This window comes from Sporosarcina pasadenensis (genome assembly GCF_047228845.1).
Taxonomy (GTDB): Bacteria; Bacillota; Bacilli; order Bacillales_A; family Planococcaceae; genus Sporosarcina.
On the sequence record NZ_JBFEGM010000012.1, the window covers coordinates 62,837 to 81,528 of the forward strand.

Sequence of the window (18,692 nt, forward strand, 5' to 3'; positions counted from 1 at the left end):
AAAATGAAAACAGTCGCTTCTATATTAGCAGCAAATTTTAAGCATTGGGGACTAGGGCATATTTTCGGTATTCCGGGAAAAGCTATTTCACCGATTCTCTTTGAGCTATTAAACGAGAATATTGAGTTTGTGTTAAGCAAACATGAAGCAGCCGCAGGATTTGAAGCTGCAGGTTATGCCTTAATGAATGAGAAAATTGGAGTCGCTATCGGTACGTCCGGACCAGGCGGGACAAACTTGATTACGGCTGCCGGCCAGGCATCAGCCTCACACTTGCCATTATTAATCATTACCGGGCACCCTTCCATGAAGGAGACGGGTAAGGCATTAGGACAAGACTCCAGTCAATTTGGCACCGATTTAGTGAACATGTTTAAACACGTAACTAAGTTCAGTGAACGTGTAGAGCGTGGTGATATGCTGGAGCCATACTTGCAGCATGCCCTTGAAAAAGCGTTATCCGGCGTAAAAGGACCAGTGCATCTGTCCATCCCGTTCGATGTATTATTGGAAGAAATCGAGCCATTTGAACTGGATCTTCCGACAACGTACGAAATGATTTCACCATACACGGGAGACGTGATTGAAAAATTAAACCATGCATCCCGTCCGCTTCTATTCATCGGCAAGGGTGTCCATTCCAGCAGAGCATATGACGAAGTGCAACGACTCGCCGAGCATTGGAACATTCCGGTCATCACGACGCCGGGAGGAAAAGGGGCTTTCCCGTCCAATCACGCACTTTCGTTAGGAGCTTTCGGATTGGGCGGCACTCCAGAAGCGACCCAATATTTCCATGAAAAAATTGATCTGTTAATTGTCGTTGGATCTAAACTAAGTGATATGTCAACAGCAGGCTTGTCCGAAGCAATGTATCCCAAGCATATCATTCAGTTCGATTACGACCCGACATTCATCGGAAAATCCATCAAAGTCCCGACGACACCTGTGCTTGGCGATATCAAAACGAACTTGCAAACGATTCTCAAGGATATACCCGAATCAACTAGCGATGAGTATTTATCCAAGCCTGAGACGATGCAACTTTATGAAAATGCACCTGGTGAGCGTATGTCTGCAGTACAAGTAATGCTGGCTATGCGCAATGCACTTCCAGAGGACGCAATTGTATTTGGAGATGACGGCAGTCACTCCTTCTACGGCATCAAGCATTTTGACATTTATAAGCCAGGCACCTACTTTTTCGATGATATTTTCGGTGCAATGGGCAATGGAATCGGCTATTCCATCGGAGCGCAGCTGGCTGCCCCCGAAAAGACCGTCGTCTGCTTAGTAGGGGATGGTTGTATGTTCATGCATGGCACGGAAATTTCGACTGCATATAACTATGATTCGCCTGTCCTCTTTATTGTCGTCAATAATGGACGGTTGGACATGGTGGAAAAAGGCATGCAAAAAATGATCGGCACATCCATTGGAGGCATTTACGAAACGCCGATGGATGCCGCGAAGTTTGCGCAGTCTATGGGATTGTCAGCATATACTTGTCACAATCCGTTCGAATTAAGTGACCGCATTGTTGAAGCCCTGAAGCTCATAAAAGAAACGAACAAGCCGATCGTTATCGAAGCATTAGTCGATGAAAATGAAATTCCACCGACGATGGGGAGACAATGATCAGGGAAAATAGCATACGATATGGCACCGAGACAATGATAAATTGTTTTGGTGCCTTTTAAGTGTTAGTAAGAAAGATTTTTTCCGTTTATTTATGCTACAATAATAAGGTTATCTTTAAGCTCCAAGGGGGATCATAATGAGAGTAAATAAGGGGATTTTATTTGTATTACTAGGTGCTGCTTGTTTTGGGTTTACACCGATATTTGCCAAGTTGGGGTTTGGCTTCGGCTATTCACTTGGGCAAATTAATATCGTTCAAATGACTATTTCCTTTATTTTATTATGGGCTCTCACACTTATTAAACGGCCAAGTTTCAAAGGTCTAACGAAAAAGAACGTTATGCAAATCATGATGACCGGTTGTTTTATCGGTTTGACGACTATATTTTATTATGCCTCTATGCAATATTTACCGGCCTCATTGGCAATTATTTTAATGTTCCAGTTCATTTGGATCGGCATTATTATAGAATGGATTTTCAGTAAAGCAACACCTTCGCCCGTAACGATTTTATCCATTGTATTAATTTTAGTAGGGGTCTTTTTCGCCTCGAATATTATTAATGGAGACGTACAGGGGTTGCCTATAAAAGGTTTAGTATTTGGTATTCTCTCTGCATTCACGTATGCAGGCTTTATTTTTTTGAGTGGAAAGGTCGCTGTCAACGTAGATGCATTGACGCGGAGTTCTTTGATGGTGACGGGATCAACCGTCTTAGTGTTTGTCCTATTTGCGCGTGACATTCCAGCCGTACTCCCATTAGAAGGAAATTTAATATTGATTGCTATCGGAGTTTCATTATTTGGCGCCGTCCTTCCACCGCTGTTTTATGCGGTAGGCGCACCGTTAGTCTCTGGAGGAATCGCAAATATACTTACATCGATTGAATTACCTATCACAATCCTATTGGCAAGCGTCATTCTGTCAGAAATGGTAACGCCCCTTCAATGGTTAGGTACGGTTATCATACTAATGGCAATCGCATTGAATGAGTTTGGCACTAATCTCTTCCGCATGAAGAAGCTTCAGTAAAATATAAAAACACCAGCCTCTCACCTGGCTGGTGTTTTTAGCTATCATTATTCTGAAGTTCCTCATAAAGAGCATGAGCCTTTTGCTCTGCCATTTGCTTATTCTTGTCATAGATGGTGATCAGTTTATTTCCAATAATAAAGTTGTATTGTTTCGTCATGTTATTCACCTCCTTGCTTAATTACTCTCTATGTATACCACTCCTCGACTGTTTTAAACATATGCTTTCAAAAGGCGCATAGTTTCGGGATAATTCACGATACTATGCTCGCAGTAACTTATCCTATTTGCAGGAGGGGAAGACATAAATGGCGAAGGATTCAAAACCGAGTTGGAAAAAGGATCATCCGAGCACCTTTTTAAGCAACTCTGTACTGAAGGCGGATCGTTCGGTGAAGCAGGCGATGTCGCATCCGGAGGAGATGGCAGTTGAGCATGCGTTCAATTCAATCTTGCGTGCTGAAAATGCATACGCGAACGCTGTGGAACGCCATGAGCATATGGATACAGTTCAACAGAACAAGGAACAGTTGGAATTAATGAAAGAGCAATGGAATGAAGTGTCAGAGCAAGTCGAAGACCAGTAATGTGAGAAAGCAACCCCCGTAGACTTATGGGGGTTTATTTATTTCTGACTGCCGGCAATCAAAAATGCCTCTTCTCTTCTCTCACCGATAAAACCTCCACCCCAGCCCCATACTTTCCTCTAATCACTTTTCTCGCACCAATAGGGTTTCGCGCGATGACTTGCTTGATTTGTTTTGTCCCGTTAAGTTCCATCTTCACAAGGAAGCATTTTGATCCACACAACATGGGAAATCCCTCGTTTCATTAGGAGTAAGCATTTGCTTCATTGTAGGATAACTCCGCCCAAATAGGAAATTCTCGGCAATAGCGACCCGATAGACAAACGTATTATTCAAAATTAAATGTGTTCCTGCTATCCTCATAAACATTGATATAATGAAGGAGTGTCAAAAGCGGAATGCTGCTTTGGACGCTCTTTTTTACGTAGTTGATAGAACAGATTAGCCAGGGAGTTGAAATATAAATGAACAAGAAGGCCATTGCGGATTTCCGTAAACGTTTTAAATTAGATACGGATTTATTGAAAATCATTGATATTTACAATGTATATGTTAGGCAGGAGAACAATGAAATCTACCACGAGGTGAGCCAACCGTTTGCTCTTTTGGATCGCGAGCAACAGGAATTGTTCCTTGCCAATTTCAAAAAAGTGTTGGGCGGCAAACTCGATGCAAAGCTTTTTGAAGTGAAGTTCCGAAGTCAATCGGAAGAGGAAACAGACCATACACAACAGATTTTATATGATGGTCTCCAGTCGGACAACGTAGAGGATTGGAAGGCAGAAATGCAAAGAATTGCTCAAAAGATGGTGCAGGACACTCAATATGAAAAAGACATCGTCGTCACGTTTATCCGCGGGAATTATTACAAACCGACGAAACGGCATAGCGAAGAGGCAGAAGTGGCGGATCGGGATGAAGTGTACAAGAACCCGTTCATTCTTTGCAGCATGAATCAGACAGATATGCCAAAACAATCCCTTATTTTTGATTTCAATGAGAAGAAATTCAAGTCGCGTATAACGCTTGACCCGATCATCAATCTAACTTCTCCAATCGGCGGCTTTTTATTCCCATGCTTTACGGATAACGCGGCAGACGTCAACCATGTCTTATACGCGGCGGGCAAAGCGAATAAGCCAAACTTCCACTTTATCGAAAATGTGTTGGATGGCGAGGAGATCATGACTGCCGAGGAAGATAAAGTCGTTTTTGAAGAGATTGTCAAATCGGTTGTCGGTGACGAAATGAATACACGAACGATTGCGAGCGTGTATGACGAGATTCAACGCATGATGGAAGTGGACGACGAGGAAGAGGAAGAAGATAGCACACCTACATTGGATACGAAAGAGTTGACCCGTGTACTAAAAGCGAGCGGCTTGGAAGACGTCGATACCGAAAAAGTGGAAAGGGCTTTCCGGAAAGTGATCGATGATGATACGTACGAAATGAAAGCGAGCCATATCGTTCCAAGCTATACATCCAAATCGATCAAAATCCAAACGAAAGTGGCGGATATCGCCATCAGCCCGCAGGACTTGCGGTTTGTAAGGCAAGTTGAAGTGAACGGTAAAACTTGTATTTTAATTGAGGTGGAAGAGGACACGATGATTGAAGGATTTACACTCCTTTCGGAAGAGCTGTTGGATTAGGAGAAAGTACTTTTTCATAATTTCTTGTCCTTAAGACAAGCTAAGGAAAAAGAGAAAGGTGATCACATGGATAACCAACATGGATCTGGTCGTGCAAAGCATGAATAAACCCTTCACACCACAGCTTGTCTATTTTGAACCGAATGCATTGGATTATCCGCTTGGAAAAGAATTGAAAGAGAAATTCGAGAAAATGGGGATTGAAATCCGGTTCACGACTTCGCACAATCAGATCCGGGATTTGCCCGGTGAGACGGATGCACAGAAGTATCGGATCGCAAAATCGACGTTAGTCGTCGGAATCCGAAAAACGTTGAAGTTCGATACATCGAAACCATCAGCGGAGTATGCGATTCCCTTGGCGACAGGGTGCATGGGTCATTGCCATTACTGCTATCTCCAGACGACAATGGGTACAAAACCGTATATCCGGACGTACGTGAACGTGGAGGAGATCCTCGAAACTGCTGACAACTATATCGCAGAACGGGCACCTGCAATCACGAGGTTTGAAGCAGCCTGTACATCGGATATCGTAGGTATTGATCATCTGACCCATTCATTGAAAAGGGCCATTGAACATTTCGGCAAAACGGAACTGGGCCGGCTCCGGTTTGTGACCAAGTTCCATTACGTGGACCATTTGCTCGACGCGAAGCATAATGGCCACACGCGATTCCGATTCAGTGTCAACGCCGATTACGTCATCAAAAACTTTGAGCCGGGCACCTCTCCTTTGGCGAAGCGTATCGAGGCGGCGGGGAAGGTGGCTAGAGCAGGCTACCCACTCGGCTTTATTGTCGCACCGATTTACATCCATGAAGGCTGGGAGGAAGGGTATCGGCATCTGTTTGAGCGTCTTGATGAGGAGTTGCCGCAGGATGCCCGCGAAGACATCACATTTGAATTCATTCAGCACCGATTTACGAAGCCAGCGAAAAGAGTCATCGAGAAAAACTATCCGAAGACGAAACTCGAGTTGGACGAAGAAAAGCGGCGCTACAAATGGGGGAAGTACGGCATCGGCAAATACATTTATCAAAAAGACGAAGAGGATGAATTGAAGGATCGTTTATACAGCTATATGGAAAAGTACTTTCCGAACGCCAAAATAGAATATTTCACGTGAAACAAACTGAGCAGCACAAAAGAACAAAAAAGTATCAGCACACTCCGAACGTTTCGGGAGAGGCTGATACTTTTTAAAATTAAATCACAATCACGCCAAGTAAAACTGCGATGATTAACAGGACAATGCTGAGCCCCCACATCATCATGAAGGAATAACGGATATGTTTACCCATTTCCAATCCAGCGAGCCCTAGCGCCAACCAAAGCGCCGGTGATAACGGGCTGACAAATGTGCCGATAATGTTTCCGATGATCATTGCGTAAGCCGTTGAAAGAGATGGGATGCCGAATGTAACGGCAACCTGATCAATAATCGGCAAAAGGGCAAAGTAGTATGCATCCGTGCTTAACAGCAAGTCGAAAGGAACGCCGAATACTCCGATAATGATATGCAAATATGGAGCGACGAATGCCGGTAATACTGTCACAAGATCCGTAGCAATCGAGGTGAGCATATTCGTGCCGTTTAAGATCCCCAAGAAAGATCCAGCCGCCAAAATAATCGTCGCCATCATAATTCCACCTGGCGCATGTTCTTTAATGCGCTCCATTTGGTCCTGAACTTTCGGGAAGTTGAGTGGCAATGCAATACTGACGCCAATCATGAACGCAAAACCTGCCGGAATAATTCCCCACACGAGAACGCCGATGACAGCAATCGCGAGAAGTGCATTGATCCATAGAAGATTGGGACGCTTTAAATCATTCTCTTCTGCAACAGTGGCCGCCAATTGTGCTTCCGCAATTGTTGCATCGGAAATCCCTTCTTCCATCAGACCTTCGCCTAACGAAGCTTTTTTCGCTATTAAGCGTTTTTCACGATAGCCTAAAGCGATGGCAATGATAATTAATAATACAAGACCGATAATCTGAATTTGAATGAGTGGTCTCCATAGCTCCGTCACATCCACATCGAGCACAGAAGCCGTTCGTCCAAGCGGACCAGCCCACGGCACCATATTCATAATGGCGGCAGCTGTTCCGACAAGCATCAGGAGCAAATATGGATTCATCTTTAACCGTTTGTACAAAGGCAGCAATGCCGGGATTGTAATGAGAAATGTCGATGCGCCTGAACCGTCCAAGTGTGCGATTGCTGCAATGATAACAGTTGCAACGGCAACTGCAATGACATTTCCACGGGAAATTGCAATCATTTTATTAATGAGTGGATCGAATAGACCGACGTCTTGCATGATTCCGAAAAATAGAATTGCAAAGATAAACATGATTGCAACGCTTGCAACTTTAGTTGTACCTTCCGTGAAAAACATACCGATTTCATCGAAACTGAAGCCTGCAGCAAATGCTCCTGCAACTGGCACTAACACGAGTCCGACAATGGGAGAAACTTTCCCGCTAATGAGTAGAGCTACAATGATGACAATTGTTATCAAACCTATAATACTTAGCATATTGTCTCCTTTCCGTTGAGCCGAATTGCACTCATGCAAGAGAGGGCATACATTTGTGTAAGCGGATACATATTTGACAGAATAAGCACCGCCTAACAAATATTAACCTCTCTATTTCAAAATATTCTATAGTTAGAAATCTATCATAGAGAGGTTATAAGTATAAGGTTATTCAATTAAAAACACTATTGGGTGTTCTGGTCGTTTTGTTCATTTTGTCCACGGTATGTATTTTCGTTCGGGACGGCCGATATCTCCGTATTTCAACTGGGCATCTGCTTCTTTGATGGACACTAAATATTCCAGATACCGCCTGGCGGTCGATCTGCTCACACCTACTTTGCTTCCGGCATCTAAAGCCGTAATACCGGACTCATCGCTCTCATGTAAAATCATTTTTATTTTTTCCAATGTAAGTTGATCGATTCCTTTTGGCAACATTTCATCATTGTCTTGTAATGGAGGTGCGGTTATTTGCAAACCTGTCAGGAGATCGATTTCCTCTTGCATGAGCTCTGTTTTTGTCGTCAGAAGATGCTTTTGCTTCCGATAGCCCACAAAGGTCCTTTCGAATCGGTCGAAGTCTACCGGTTTCACGATATAATCGAAAATCCCTCCGCGCAACGTTTCCGCTATCGTCTCCACTTCCTTTGCAGCCGTCATCATAATGACATCGACTTCCGTAAACTCGGTTCTTAACGTCCAAAACAACTCCAATCCTTGGACATCCGGAATATAAACATCCAATAAAATTAGCTGCGGCAAATTTTCGGCGCCGCGTAAGTAAGTGAGTGCTTCCTCGCCCGTCTTTGCAACGTAAGCTACAATAAATCCTTCCACTCGATTGATAAATTGACGATTAATGTCTGCAATCCGAAAGTCATCCTCAACGATCAATACTTGAATCGACTCAAGCATTCGATGTCCCCCTCTCATCCGCTTCTTTCGGCATGGATAGCACGAAGCTTGCACCGCCAAGATCCCCTTCTTCCAAATAGAGGTTTCCGTTCACTTCCTCGATTAGTTGCTTTGTTAGCGCTAACCCAAAACCGCCGTGTTCGCCTTCCTTTAATGTAAAACCTTGCTCGAAGATCTTATTCACATACTCGTCGGGAACCCCTTCGCCTGTATCATCTACTTCAAAAATGATTTCCTTTCCGATATCGGTAAAGAAGATAGCTATTCTCCGACCATCTGGGGGATTTTTTTTCACGGCGTCCATCGCATTATCAATCAAATTCCCGATGGCAGTCAATAAGGCCTCACTTTGCTTTTCCCTTAAATGGGTTGCCAGTATGCTATCTTCTTGTATTGTAATAGCTATCCCTAATTCACTTGCTTGGTTTATCTTGCCGAGCAACAGTCCGCTCACCTTCGGGTCGGATACTTTCTGAATGAGCAGCCGAATCCAGTTTTTTTGCAGTGAACTTTCCCGCTGGATATAGTGTAGCGCCTCTTCTTTTTTATCAAGTTGCAATAAACCAAGAATCGTATAGAGCTTGTTCGAAAACTCATGTGTTTGGGCTCTTAATGCATTTGTATATTGCTTAATCGACGTCAATTCCTTTGTTAATAAATCAATTTCCGTTTTATTCCGGAATGTAAATACCGTTCCGACTAACGAGTCATTGTAGTAGATAGGAGATTTATTAGCAAAAACAATCGTTTTGCCGATCATCATCTCTTGATCAATGCGCTCATTTTCGTCTTGAAGAAAAGGGAGCAATTGTTGTGCAGGCACGAGGTCTTGGAGCGGCGTTCCTATATATTGTTCAGGATGAATGACCTGATTGAACAATAAATGTTGTGCCGCAGAATTGATCATCGTAATCATGCCATTTTGATTTACAGCGATAATGCCTTCATGGGTTGATTGTAGAATCGTCTCTTTTTGATAGAATAAATGTGCAATTTCCTCCGGTTCTAAGCCGTACAATACTTTTTTTATATACGACGCAATTAGAATGGCGCCAATTACAGCTACTGAAGCGATAGTTACTAAGACGAGCCATAAGTGATTATTATAGGATTTTATTATCGATTGGATATCTGTCGCTAAAAATCCGACCGATACGACTCCGACAATGTTTCCGTCCAAATACACGGGGACTTTGGCGCGAACTGAGCTGCCCAATGATCCGACTGCTTGGGAGACATACGACTCGCCATATACTAAAGCCCTTTCATTGTCTTCCCCGACCATTTTCTTTCCGATTTTATTAGTATCAGGATGTGCATACCGAATTTCTTCCGTATTGCCGATGACAATAAATTCAGCTTTAGTGGCCTTTTGAATCGGTGCAACAAGTGGGTTGATAATGGAAGCGGGGTCTTCATGACCAAATGCTTCGGCCAGTTCAGGAATGTTCGCCACGCTTTCCGCGACACTAAGCGCGCGATTCCCGACTTCTTCTTTCAGCGTGACAGAGATGAAATGATCTATGTATAGTCCAATCACCGAAATAATTGCAATAATAAGGGCGCCTATTAATAAAATCATTTTCATTCTGAAACTGATGATGATGTTTGGCTTCAGATGTGGATTTTTATCACGCCTATTATGTTTTTGAAACATGTTCGCAGCTCCTCGCTATGCAATTCCTTCCAATCATAATCGTAATCCCGTTAATATGTTAGTATTTGTTTAGGTTTGCCACACATAATTGCGAAGTGAGGCAAATCATTCAGACAACGCTATTCCATTGCATATAGTAGAATTCACAGGCAATTAAAAAACATGAAGTAGAGGTAATGTAGTATGAATGACAAGTTACAAAAGAATGCCGATGCGTGTTATCGGCTTGCTGAGAACGAAGCTGTCGAATATTTTACATCGCTAACCGGACAGCTCGCAAACAAGATTTATGCTACTACCTTAACGAAAGATATTCAAAATTGGAAACAGAATCATATTCATCATAATACATTTCTAACATTGTTTTCGCGTGGAAAAGGCAAATCTGACTCGCGGGATTACTACAATTATATACAATGGCTTGATTACACAGGAAAACTCGATAATTACTTAGAGCGGAGCATCTCCTATATATTCTTGCGGGACTTAGGCAAATCATTGGATTCATATCATACACAGAACAGGATTCGCCTTGTAGTTGACGATATAAAAGAACACCTTCCACTTTCGACGGCAACCGGCAATGGAGGCAAGGTGGAGATGTTCAGCATGGCCGGCTTGTACCGTTGGGCTCAAAAGGAAGGCGTTGAGTCGACGATGATTTGGTTGATGAACAAACTGAAGATTGTTTCCTCCAATATTCCTAAAGGGATGAATTCTGAAGAGGCGAAGCGAAAACTGATTAAAATCATTGCTGGCGTCATCTTGCACCAGATTGAAGAGATGGGTGAAGAGGAAACGGCCGAAGAACGTACCCGGAAGTTGGATGAAGCGATAAGACTCGGCTACTCGTATGGTCTGACCTATCCATTTATCGATGACCTTTTGGATTCGGGTGTTCTCTCTCTCGAGGAGAAAAAACAATATTCCGATTTGATACGAACGACACTTGTTACGGGAGTCGTGCCTGAACTTGAGGCATGGAGTGGAAATAACAAAGGTTTGATTAACTATATCCATTTAGAGCTGCGTGAAGCTTTTTCGTATATTCAGGCGTGTCGGCGACAGGGGACAGGAGATAACTTCTTTGATCAATCGTATGTGTTCTTTCATTCCCAAGAAGTGGACCGTGAAAAAGATCTATTAAACGAAAATTATACGAATGAAGAGCTTTACATTCCGATTATCTTAAAATCAGCCTCTTCCCGTTTAATTGTCCGCGCGGTGCTAAGTGCCGAAGAGGATGACGGGTTTGACAAACGAACATTCTTTTACGGCATATACAACCAGCTGGCCGACGATTTCGCGGATATGTTTGATGACTTGGAAGCTGGCGCGGTTACTCCATACACCTACTACATGAAGTACCACCACAGTCGTCCGGATCTTATTAACCCATTTGAATTGTACTGGACGGTCATCTCCAATTTGATTCATAACGTGTATCATTCGGATACGAAGACGAGAGACGTCATTCTAAACCGTGCAATCAATGGTTTGAAACGATATAAAGAACGCATGGGAGACAAAAAATACGACGAAGTGATGGAGCTATTCGCGACCGGGAATCCAAAATTCGATAGGCTCATACAAAGGATGGTCCGGAAAGCGGACGACGTGGATTTCTTTGATAAACTGCTCCGGGATCATATTATCGCCAATTTCAAAGATGACCGGGAAGAGCGGGAAGTCTTTAAAGACATGGTTGAAACGATGCGAAATGAGATCAACGATTTCTTACATATTCGCGAGAATGATGATGTTTCTATCATGGAAGAGCCGATCATGGATGCTTCAAATTACAGTCTGCAAGGTGACGGAAAGCGGCTTAGACCGATTATGACTTGGGTCATGGGGGTTCACGAATATGGATTGGATCAGTCTGCAATCGTACCCTTACTGAAATCATTGGAATATATGCACACGGCATCCCTGATCTTCGATGATCTGCCATCCCAAGACAACTCGCCTGTCCGCAGGGGGCGTCCAACGTTGCATCATATGTACAATACCGCTACGGCGGAATTAGCCGGTCTTTATCTGACACAAAAAGCGGTAGAGGAACAAGCGTCACTCGAACAATTTGACCCCGAAGCAGTGCTCCGCTTAATCCGATATTCGGCTGGAAAGACTACGGATATGTGTAAAGGCCAGGCGATGGACTTGAATTCCAAAGGGAAACGATTAACGTTGGAACAGTTAAATACGATGTGCTTTTACAAAACCGGCATAGCGTTCGAGGCATCGCTCGTCATGCCTGCAATTCTTGCGGGGAAACAGGAAGGCGAACTAAAAGCATTGAAACGGTTTGCCTATCATGCCGGCATCGCTTTTCAAATCAAGGACGACTTGCTCGACGTCGAAGGCGAATTCGCATCACTCGGAAAGCCAATCGGAAAAGACATTGAAAACAACAATTCAACCTTCGTATCAATCCTCGGTGCTGAAGACGCCCGAAAAGCAATGTGGGACCACTACTGCACCGCAATGGAAACGTTGCAAGAAATGCAGCATAAAACGCCCTACCTAAAACACTTCCTGAACTACATCGTGAACCGGGACAACTGAGTTGTCGGAATCTTTTCGGTGCCTGTGCAAGACACAATTCAGACTATGCACTACAATTGTATAAATAAAAAATAAAACCCACTCATCTCGGAGTTGGGTTTTATTGTTGTCGTATTTTAATTCAAAGCCTTGAATAGTCATAAATGTGTCTTGCACAGGCACCCGAACAACACGTCGAGAATCAATCAAAAATTCACTTAAGCCGGTATTCTATGAAGAAAGTAAATAAAAAACGACCGCATCCATTAACTGGACGCGATCGTTTGAGTACGAATGAACTGGAAGTCTTTCCAATCATAAATTTCATATGTAGGCTGAGCCAAGCCGTTATTCTCTTTTCGTTTCGGATTGTACCAGCACGTATCAATGCCGAAGTTGTTGCCTCCCCGAATATCCGACGAAAGCGAGTCTCCAATCATCAAGACACGGGATTTGTCTTTGATTTGCAACTGTTTGAATACATGCTCGAATATTTCCCGTTGTGGCTTTTGGAAACCAATCTCTTCCGAAGTGAAGATTGCTTCGAACGTGTCAGATAAACCGGAAGCGGCGATACGGGCCAATTGAACGTCTTTGAAACCATTTGTCAAAACTGCGATCCTCGCGCCCTTAAGGGAATGAAGCATTGAAGCCACGCCCTCGATCAAGTGGACCTCTTTCCCTAAGTGATCCAGGTACATTTGGCCGAACTGCTCTGCATCCATTTTAAGACCATGTTCAAGGAATAATCGTCTGAATCGCTCCGATTTCAGCTCCGCAAGCGTTATTCTGCCTTGCTCCAAGTCATCCCAAAGCACCGTGCTGACTACCCGGTACGTATCCCTAAAATCTACTAATGCGTTCGGGTAACCGTGTGTAGTGAACACATTCGTAAACGCATTTTTTTCTGTCTCACCGAAATCCATCAACGTATCATCCAAGTCGAATAAAAACACATCGTAGTTCATTCTCACATCTCCTGACTGACGTAAAGCTGTATAGCTAGTATAACACCATTACTTACATTCAAAAACGGTGCCTGTGCAGCAAACAATTGCGACTATGCACTACAATTGCATAAAGAAAAAAGAAAATCCAATCATATCGCAGTTACGTTTTCTTTCGTTAGTATTTTCATTCACCACATTGAATAGTCATAAATGTGCCTTACACAGGCACCCAAACAATTCTAACAATTAACACCCAAACAATTCGAAAAACGATTCACCTAAACAATTAAACAATTTTGCATATAGAGGGATGTAGACAAATAATTATGATATAATATATGAGGTTATTATTAACAGAAAAGGTGTGTTCCTAGCTCGCGTCTTGTCTTGTTGTGACGCCTAAGAAGGAGCGTCTACATCCTTTCTGCAAATTTAGGGTATAAGGATGATAAAAATGAGCAACGGAGAAACAAAAACAGACGTCATCTTAATTGGCGCCGGAATCATGAGTGCAACTTTGGGAACAATGTTGAAGGAATTGGCACCGGACTGGAAAATTACAGTGTTTGAGAAGCTCCCGGGCGCAGGTGAAGAAAGTTCCAATGAATGGAATAATGCAGGTACAGGACATGCTGCACTGTGCGAGCTCAATTACACCAATGAAAAACCAGACGGAACTTTAGATATTAGCAAAGCGATAAAAGTTAACGAACAGTTTCAGCTTTCTATGCAATTTTGGTCTTATCTTGTGAACAATCAACTCATCAGTAATCCGGAAGACTTCATCATGCCATTGCCGCATATGAGCTACGTGCATGGCGAAGACAACGTGAAATTTTTGAAAAAGCGTTTTGAAGCACTTTCCAATAATCCGCTGTTCGAAGGGATGGAATTCTCCGATGATCCGGAGAAATTAAAGGAATGGCTTCCTCTCATGATGAAAGACCGGACTGTGAATGAACCGATTGCAGCGACAAAGATCGATACTGGAACGGACGTCAATTTTGGCGCTTTGACACGCATGCTATTTGATCATTTGAAGAATAATAATGTAAATATAAACTACAACCATAGTGTAAATCATTTGAAACGTACAGCTGACGGTTCATGGGAATTGAAAGTGAAAAACCTCGAGAGTGGAGTTGTTGAGCGTCATACCGCTAAATTCGTCTTTATCGGTGCCGGTGGGGGAAGTTTGCATCTTCTGCAAAAATCCGGCATTCCTGAAGGAAAGCATATCGGGGGCTTTCCGGTGAGCGGACTCTTCCTAGTGTGTAAAAACCCGGAAGTTGTCGAGCAGCATCACGCGAAAGTATACGGAAAAGCTTCGGTAGGTGCTCCGCCGATGTCCGTTCCGCATCTCGATACAAGATACATTGATAATGAAAAATCATTGCTCTTCGGACCGTTCGCCGGTTTCTCACCGAAGTTCCTAAAAACGGGTTCTAATATGGACCTCATTACTTCTGTGAAACCTAGCAACGTCTTTACGATGCTGGCAGCAGGCGCAAAAGAAATGGCGTTGACGAAATACTTGATACAGCAACTGATGTTATCGAAGGAGCAGCGGATTGAAGAGCTGCGCAGCTTCATCCCAAGCGCGAAAAGCGAGGATTGGGACATTGTCGTAGCTGGCCAACGTGTCCAAGTTATTAAAGACACGGAAGCGGGCGGCAAAGGGACGCTTCAATTCGGTACGGAAGTCGTCAGTGCTTCTGACGGCTCGATCGCCGCATTGCTCGGTGCATCACCGGGTGCTTCGACAGCCGTTCATGTCATGCTGGAAATCATTAATAGATGCTTCCCGCAACATGTACAAGAGTGGGAACCAAAACTAAAAGAAATGATTCCTTCTTACGGCTTGTCGCTCGTCAACAACCCTGAACTCTTAAAAGAAATCCATGCGACAACTGCACAGTCGCTTGGTCTGGAATTGCCGGGCGAAGCGGAATCATCGGATGTAGAAACAGAAGCAGAAGCATTGGAAGAAGAGGTTTCTGTTGTTGTTGAAACCGGGGAGACGGAGCAAGATGCCGCCTTGGGAGTAGACCGGGAAGTACCAAACGTAGACGATACGTTAGTTGTAGAATCAGAGCCACAGACAAAAGAATAACATAAGAAAGCTGACTCGGTAGAATCGTGCCGTAGTCAGCTTTTTGCATATTCAAAATGTATAACGGGCCACTTGTTCGTCGCTTATGATTAGCCCTTCCACTTCTTTAAACCCCATATTTTCATAAATGCGTTTTGCATGTTCATTGGACGGTTCATATGAAAGCGTAATCGTTTGATGACGCTCTTCCTTCATCGACCTAATATCATCAATCACAAGTTGGATCGCTTCTTTTCCGTACCCTTTCCCCTGATGTTTTTGATCGATCATCATCCGGTATATCCAGTATCCATGGTCGTCTTCATCAATTCCATATAGCGCAAAACCGATCATTTCCTCGCCTCGCCATTATAGATTCCTTTGGCATGGAAGTTTTCTAGGAAATTCAACTGGGCTAGCGACACCGCGTTTGACGCCACAAAATTCACTTGATCCTCCCGTACACGAAGCGAAATGGCCTTCACCCAATTATCTTTCGTAATCGTCTCCAAATGCAGCATGATCATCTCCCCTTTACCTAAATTATAATCGATGATCATGCAATCTTAGAAGCCTGATAATTAATAATTAGGTGCGGCTAAGGTCCTGTCTGAAATTAACAATAATATTATGCAAATGATAATATGACAACCTAGGCAGAATAGGCTATAATATTAAATGTCGCAATCACCCTTCAAATCTAAAAAAGGGGATTTTTTTATGATTAAATTACATAATGTGAACAAAAGTTTCATGCGTTATCAGGCTATTCAATCAGTCTCCTTATCGATAGGGAAAGGCGAAATCCATGGGGTTATCGGGGCGAGCGGCGCCGGCAAATCGACCCTTCTGCGTCTGATGAATTTGCTGGAAGTTCCTGATGATGGGGAAGTGGCGGTCAATGGGCAGACGCTGACAAATTTGAACGGCAAACAGCTCCGGCAAGCAAGAAAATCAATCGGAATGATATTCCAACATTTTAATCTAGTGGCGAATAAAACGGTATATGACAATGTGTCGGTTTCATTGGAGCTGGCAAAGTTCCCGAAGAAAGACCGGCGTGCCAGAGTGGAGGAATGTCTACAGTTTGTGGGGTTGGATAGTTTTAAGGATAAATACCCATCCCAATTAAGTGGCGGGCAAAAGCAGCGTGTCGCAATCGCAAGGGCATTGGCGAACAATCCGCAAGTACTGTTATGCGATGAGCCAACATCATCTCTCGACCCGAACACTACCGCTGAAATTTTAGCTGTGCTGGAAAACGTGAATCGGAGCTTCAGAGTGACGATCGTTATTGTTAGTCACGAGATGGAAGTGATCAAAAGCATTTGCAACCGCGTCACTGTCCTGACTGAAGGAAAGGTCTACGATACGGTTTCGATTGAGCCGGAAGGGATTGGAATGATGGAGAATAGCCCGAGGTTCTTTGTAGAACAGCTAACAAAGGACGGTGACATGAACGATGCCTGATATTTTGCTTCAATATGAAGCCGAGATTTGGCGTTCGATCGGGGAGACCTTCATAATGGTCGGCGTATCAATTGCTGCAGCCGTATTAGTCGGACTTCCTGTTGGAACATTGCTCTTTTTGTGCAGGAAAGGGCAGGTTTATGAGAACCCGATTGTCTTTTCGGTATTGAATTTACTAGTGAATACCATCCGGTCCTTCCCGTTCCTCTTATTGGTCGTATTCCTCATCCCATTCACGAGGATGCTCATCGGGACAGCCATCGGGACTGCGGCCGCAACGGTACCCTTGTCGATCATAGCCATTGCGCACTATTCACGGCTCGTTGAACAGTCGTTAGTTGATGTGCCGAGAGGCGTGATGGAAGCAGCAATCGCGATGGGGGCATCGGTTAGGCAAGTCATCTTTAAGTTCCTTTATGTCGAAGCTCGTTCAGGACTCGTGTTAGGATTAACGACGTCGATCATCAGTTTCATTTCCTATTCGACGATAATGGGCGTCGTCGGTGGCGGCGGCATCGGTGACTTTGCAATCCGGTACGGTTATCAGCAATTCAAAACGGATTTGATGATGTACATGATAATCATAATGGTCATACTGGTACAGCTCATCCAATTTACGGGAACGACTGTATCAAGAATGATAGATAAACGATAACAGGAGGAACAACATGAGAAAACTACTTATGCTAACGGCATTGCTAATGGTTTTATTAGCGGGCTGCGGCAAGGATAAAGCAGCGGACACCCCTGCTGAGGAACAAAAGAAAGATGAAACAGTGACGTTGAAAGTTGCTTCATTGATTCCACCGATGACGGAAATTCTTGAGCTTGTGAAACCGAAGCTTGCTGAAGAAGGAATTGACTTGGAAGTTGTCGTATTAGGCGACAATGTCCAGCCGAACAGTGCGCTTGCCGCAAAAGAAGTGGATGCGAACTTCTTCCAGCACGTGCCGTACATGAAGGAATTCAACCGCAACAATAATGCTAACCTAGTTCCGATTACACCAATCTATTTTGCGAATTACGGAGTGTACTCGAAGAACTTCGATTCAATGGATGGCCTGCCTGAAGGTGCAGTCATCGCAATGGCGAACGATGTTTCCAACATCGACCGTTCCCTGTCATTGCTCGCCCAGCACGAAGTCATTACGTTAGGTGAAAAGAAAGACACGTATTATACGAAATCGGATATTATCGATAACCCGAAAAATTATAAGTTCGAAGAAGTCGATTTGTTAATGCTTGCACGTATGTATGATGACGCGGACGCGGTCGTCATGACTCCAGCGTATGCAGCACCTCTCGGCTTGACGCCGAAGAGCGACGCGCTGCTCACGGAAGGAGTCGAAAATGACTTTGCGATCACGTTAGTGGCCCGCGAAGACAATAAAGACTGGGAGCCGATTCAAAAGTTGGCTCAAGCAATGACAAGCCCGGAAGTACGCAAGTTTCTAGAAGAGAACTATGACGAAACCGCAATACCTGCGTTTGAATAAAGGATAAAAGAAGCCATGCCCACTGGCACTGACTATCTTTTTTGAGACAAGTAAAAAACACCTTATTAAGCAGCCAGTTGTCGGTATTGTACCGGCGATT

General features: G+C 43.8%; 17 protein-coding genes. 10 read left to right on the forward strand and 7 right to left on the reverse strand.

Annotation, left to right across the window (positions count from 1 at the left end):
• Positions 1-3 precede the first annotated feature (3 nt).
• Both AB1K89_RS15240 and AB1K89_RS15245 read left to right on the forward strand, forming a co-directional pair.
• Positions 4-1,638: a thiamine pyrophosphate-binding protein gene (locus AB1K89_RS15240; protein WP_413055563.1), complete on the forward strand. Its 1,635-nt coding sequence runs from the start codon at positions 4-6 to the stop codon at positions 1,636-1,638.
• Between the two features lie 139 nt (positions 1,639-1,777).
• Positions 1,778-2,674 carry an EamA family transporter gene (locus AB1K89_RS15245; RefSeq protein WP_413055564.1) on the forward strand — a complete coding sequence of 299 codons (897 nt, stop codon included), beginning with the start codon at positions 1,778-1,780 and terminating at the stop codon, positions 2,672-2,674.
• A gap of 37 nt (positions 2,675-2,711) precedes the next feature.
• On the opposite strand, the gene AB1K89_RS15250 is transcribed toward AB1K89_RS15245, so the two are convergent.
• A complete protein-coding gene (locus tag AB1K89_RS15250; protein ID WP_413055565.1) occupies positions 2,712-2,834 on the reverse strand; it encodes a hypothetical protein in 123 nt (40 codons plus the stop codon).
• Positions 2,835-2,982: 148 nt separating this feature from the next.
• Here AB1K89_RS15250 and AB1K89_RS15255 point away from each other — a divergent pair, with 148 nt between their 5' ends.
• The 3 genes from AB1K89_RS15255 to splB all read left to right on the forward strand — a co-directional run bounded on the left by AB1K89_RS15255 (position 2,983) and on the right by splB (position 6,045).
• Positions 2,983-3,261 carry a hypothetical protein gene (locus AB1K89_RS15255; RefSeq protein WP_413055566.1) on the forward strand — a complete coding sequence of 93 codons (279 nt, stop codon included), beginning with the start codon at positions 2,983-2,985 and terminating at the stop codon, positions 3,259-3,261.
• A gap of 464 nt (positions 3,262-3,725) precedes the next feature.
• Positions 3,726-4,916, forward strand: a complete 1,191-nt coding sequence (locus tag AB1K89_RS15260; RefSeq protein WP_413055567.1) for a DUF4317 domain-containing protein — start codon at positions 3,726-3,728, stop codon at positions 4,914-4,916.
• Between the two features lie 100 nt (positions 4,917-5,016).
• A complete protein-coding gene (splB, locus tag AB1K89_RS15265; protein WP_413055579.1) occupies positions 5,017-6,045 on the forward strand; it encodes a spore photoproduct lyase in 1,029 nt (342 codons plus the stop codon).
• Positions 6,046-6,124: 79 nt separating this feature from the next.
• Here the strand turns inward: splB and AB1K89_RS15270 are convergent, their stop codons facing one another.
• The 3 genes from AB1K89_RS15270 to AB1K89_RS15280 all read right to left on the reverse strand — a co-directional run bounded on the left by AB1K89_RS15270 (position 6,125) and on the right by AB1K89_RS15280 (position 10,037).
• On the reverse strand, positions 6,125-7,462 hold the full coding sequence (locus AB1K89_RS15270; RefSeq protein WP_413055568.1) for a CitMHS family transporter: 1,338 nt from the start codon (positions 7,460-7,462) through the stop codon (positions 6,125-6,127).
• A 210-nt stretch (positions 7,463-7,672) separates the two neighbouring features.
• Positions 7,673-8,380, reverse strand: a complete 708-nt coding sequence (locus AB1K89_RS15275) for a response regulator (protein WP_413055569.1) — start codon at positions 8,378-8,380, stop codon at positions 7,673-7,675.
• A complete protein-coding gene (locus tag AB1K89_RS15280; RefSeq protein WP_413055570.1) occupies positions 8,373-10,037 on the reverse strand; it encodes an ATP-binding protein in 1,665 nt (554 codons plus the stop codon). The genes AB1K89_RS15275 and AB1K89_RS15280 overlap by 8 nt, the downstream gene beginning before the upstream one ends.
• Before the next feature lie 183 nt (positions 10,038-10,220).
• On the opposite strand from AB1K89_RS15280, the gene AB1K89_RS15285 reads away from it, so the two are divergent.
• Positions 10,221-12,605 (forward strand): polyprenyl synthetase family protein, encoded by a 2,385-nt coding sequence (locus tag AB1K89_RS15285; RefSeq protein ID WP_413055571.1) that lies wholly within the window; start codon positions 10,221-10,223, stop codon positions 12,603-12,605.
• 245 nt (positions 12,606-12,850) lie between these two features.
• Here the strand turns inward: AB1K89_RS15285 and AB1K89_RS15290 are convergent, their stop codons facing one another.
• Positions 12,851-13,552: a YjjG family noncanonical pyrimidine nucleotidase gene (locus tag AB1K89_RS15290; RefSeq protein WP_413055572.1), complete on the reverse strand. Its 702-nt coding sequence runs from the start codon at positions 13,550-13,552 to the stop codon at positions 12,851-12,853.
• Between the two features lie 436 nt (positions 13,553-13,988).
• Between AB1K89_RS15290 and AB1K89_RS15295 the strand changes: the two genes are divergently transcribed.
• Positions 13,989-15,647 carry a malate:quinone oxidoreductase gene (locus AB1K89_RS15295; RefSeq protein ID WP_413055573.1) on the forward strand — a complete coding sequence of 553 codons (1,659 nt, stop codon included), beginning with the start codon at positions 13,989-13,991 and terminating at the stop codon, positions 15,645-15,647.
• Between the two features lie 51 nt (positions 15,648-15,698).
• Here the strand turns inward: AB1K89_RS15295 and AB1K89_RS15300 are convergent, their stop codons facing one another.
• On the reverse strand, positions 15,699-15,980 hold the full coding sequence (locus AB1K89_RS15300; RefSeq protein ID WP_413055574.1) for a GNAT family N-acetyltransferase: 282 nt from the start codon (positions 15,978-15,980) through the stop codon (positions 15,699-15,701).
• Positions 15,977-16,147: a hypothetical protein gene (locus AB1K89_RS15305; protein WP_413055575.1), complete on the reverse strand. Its 171-nt coding sequence runs from the start codon at positions 16,145-16,147 to the stop codon at positions 15,977-15,979. The genes AB1K89_RS15300 and AB1K89_RS15305 overlap by 4 nt, the downstream gene beginning before the upstream one ends.
• Positions 16,148-16,346: 199 nt before the next feature.
• Here AB1K89_RS15305 and AB1K89_RS15310 point away from each other — a divergent pair, with 199 nt between their 5' ends.
• From AB1K89_RS15310 to AB1K89_RS15320, 3 genes are read left to right on the forward strand one after another with little or no spacing between them, the layout of a single operon-like run.
• The gene (locus AB1K89_RS15310; protein WP_413055576.1) at positions 16,347-17,096 is read left to right on the forward strand and encodes a methionine ABC transporter ATP-binding protein; all 750 of its coding nucleotides are present in this window, start codon (positions 16,347-16,349) and stop codon (positions 17,094-17,096) included.
• Entirely contained in the window at positions 17,089-17,751 is a 663-nt protein-coding gene (locus AB1K89_RS15315) for a methionine ABC transporter permease (RefSeq protein WP_413055577.1), read from the forward strand. Before AB1K89_RS15310 ends, AB1K89_RS15315 begins: the two co-directional genes overlap by 8 nt.
• A gap of 13 nt (positions 17,752-17,764) precedes the next feature.
• Positions 17,765-18,592 carry a MetQ/NlpA family ABC transporter substrate-binding protein gene (locus AB1K89_RS15320; protein ID WP_413055578.1) on the forward strand — a complete coding sequence of 276 codons (828 nt, stop codon included), beginning with the start codon at positions 17,765-17,767 and terminating at the stop codon, positions 18,590-18,592.
• The last annotated feature ends 100 nt before the right edge of the window (positions 18,593-18,692 follow it).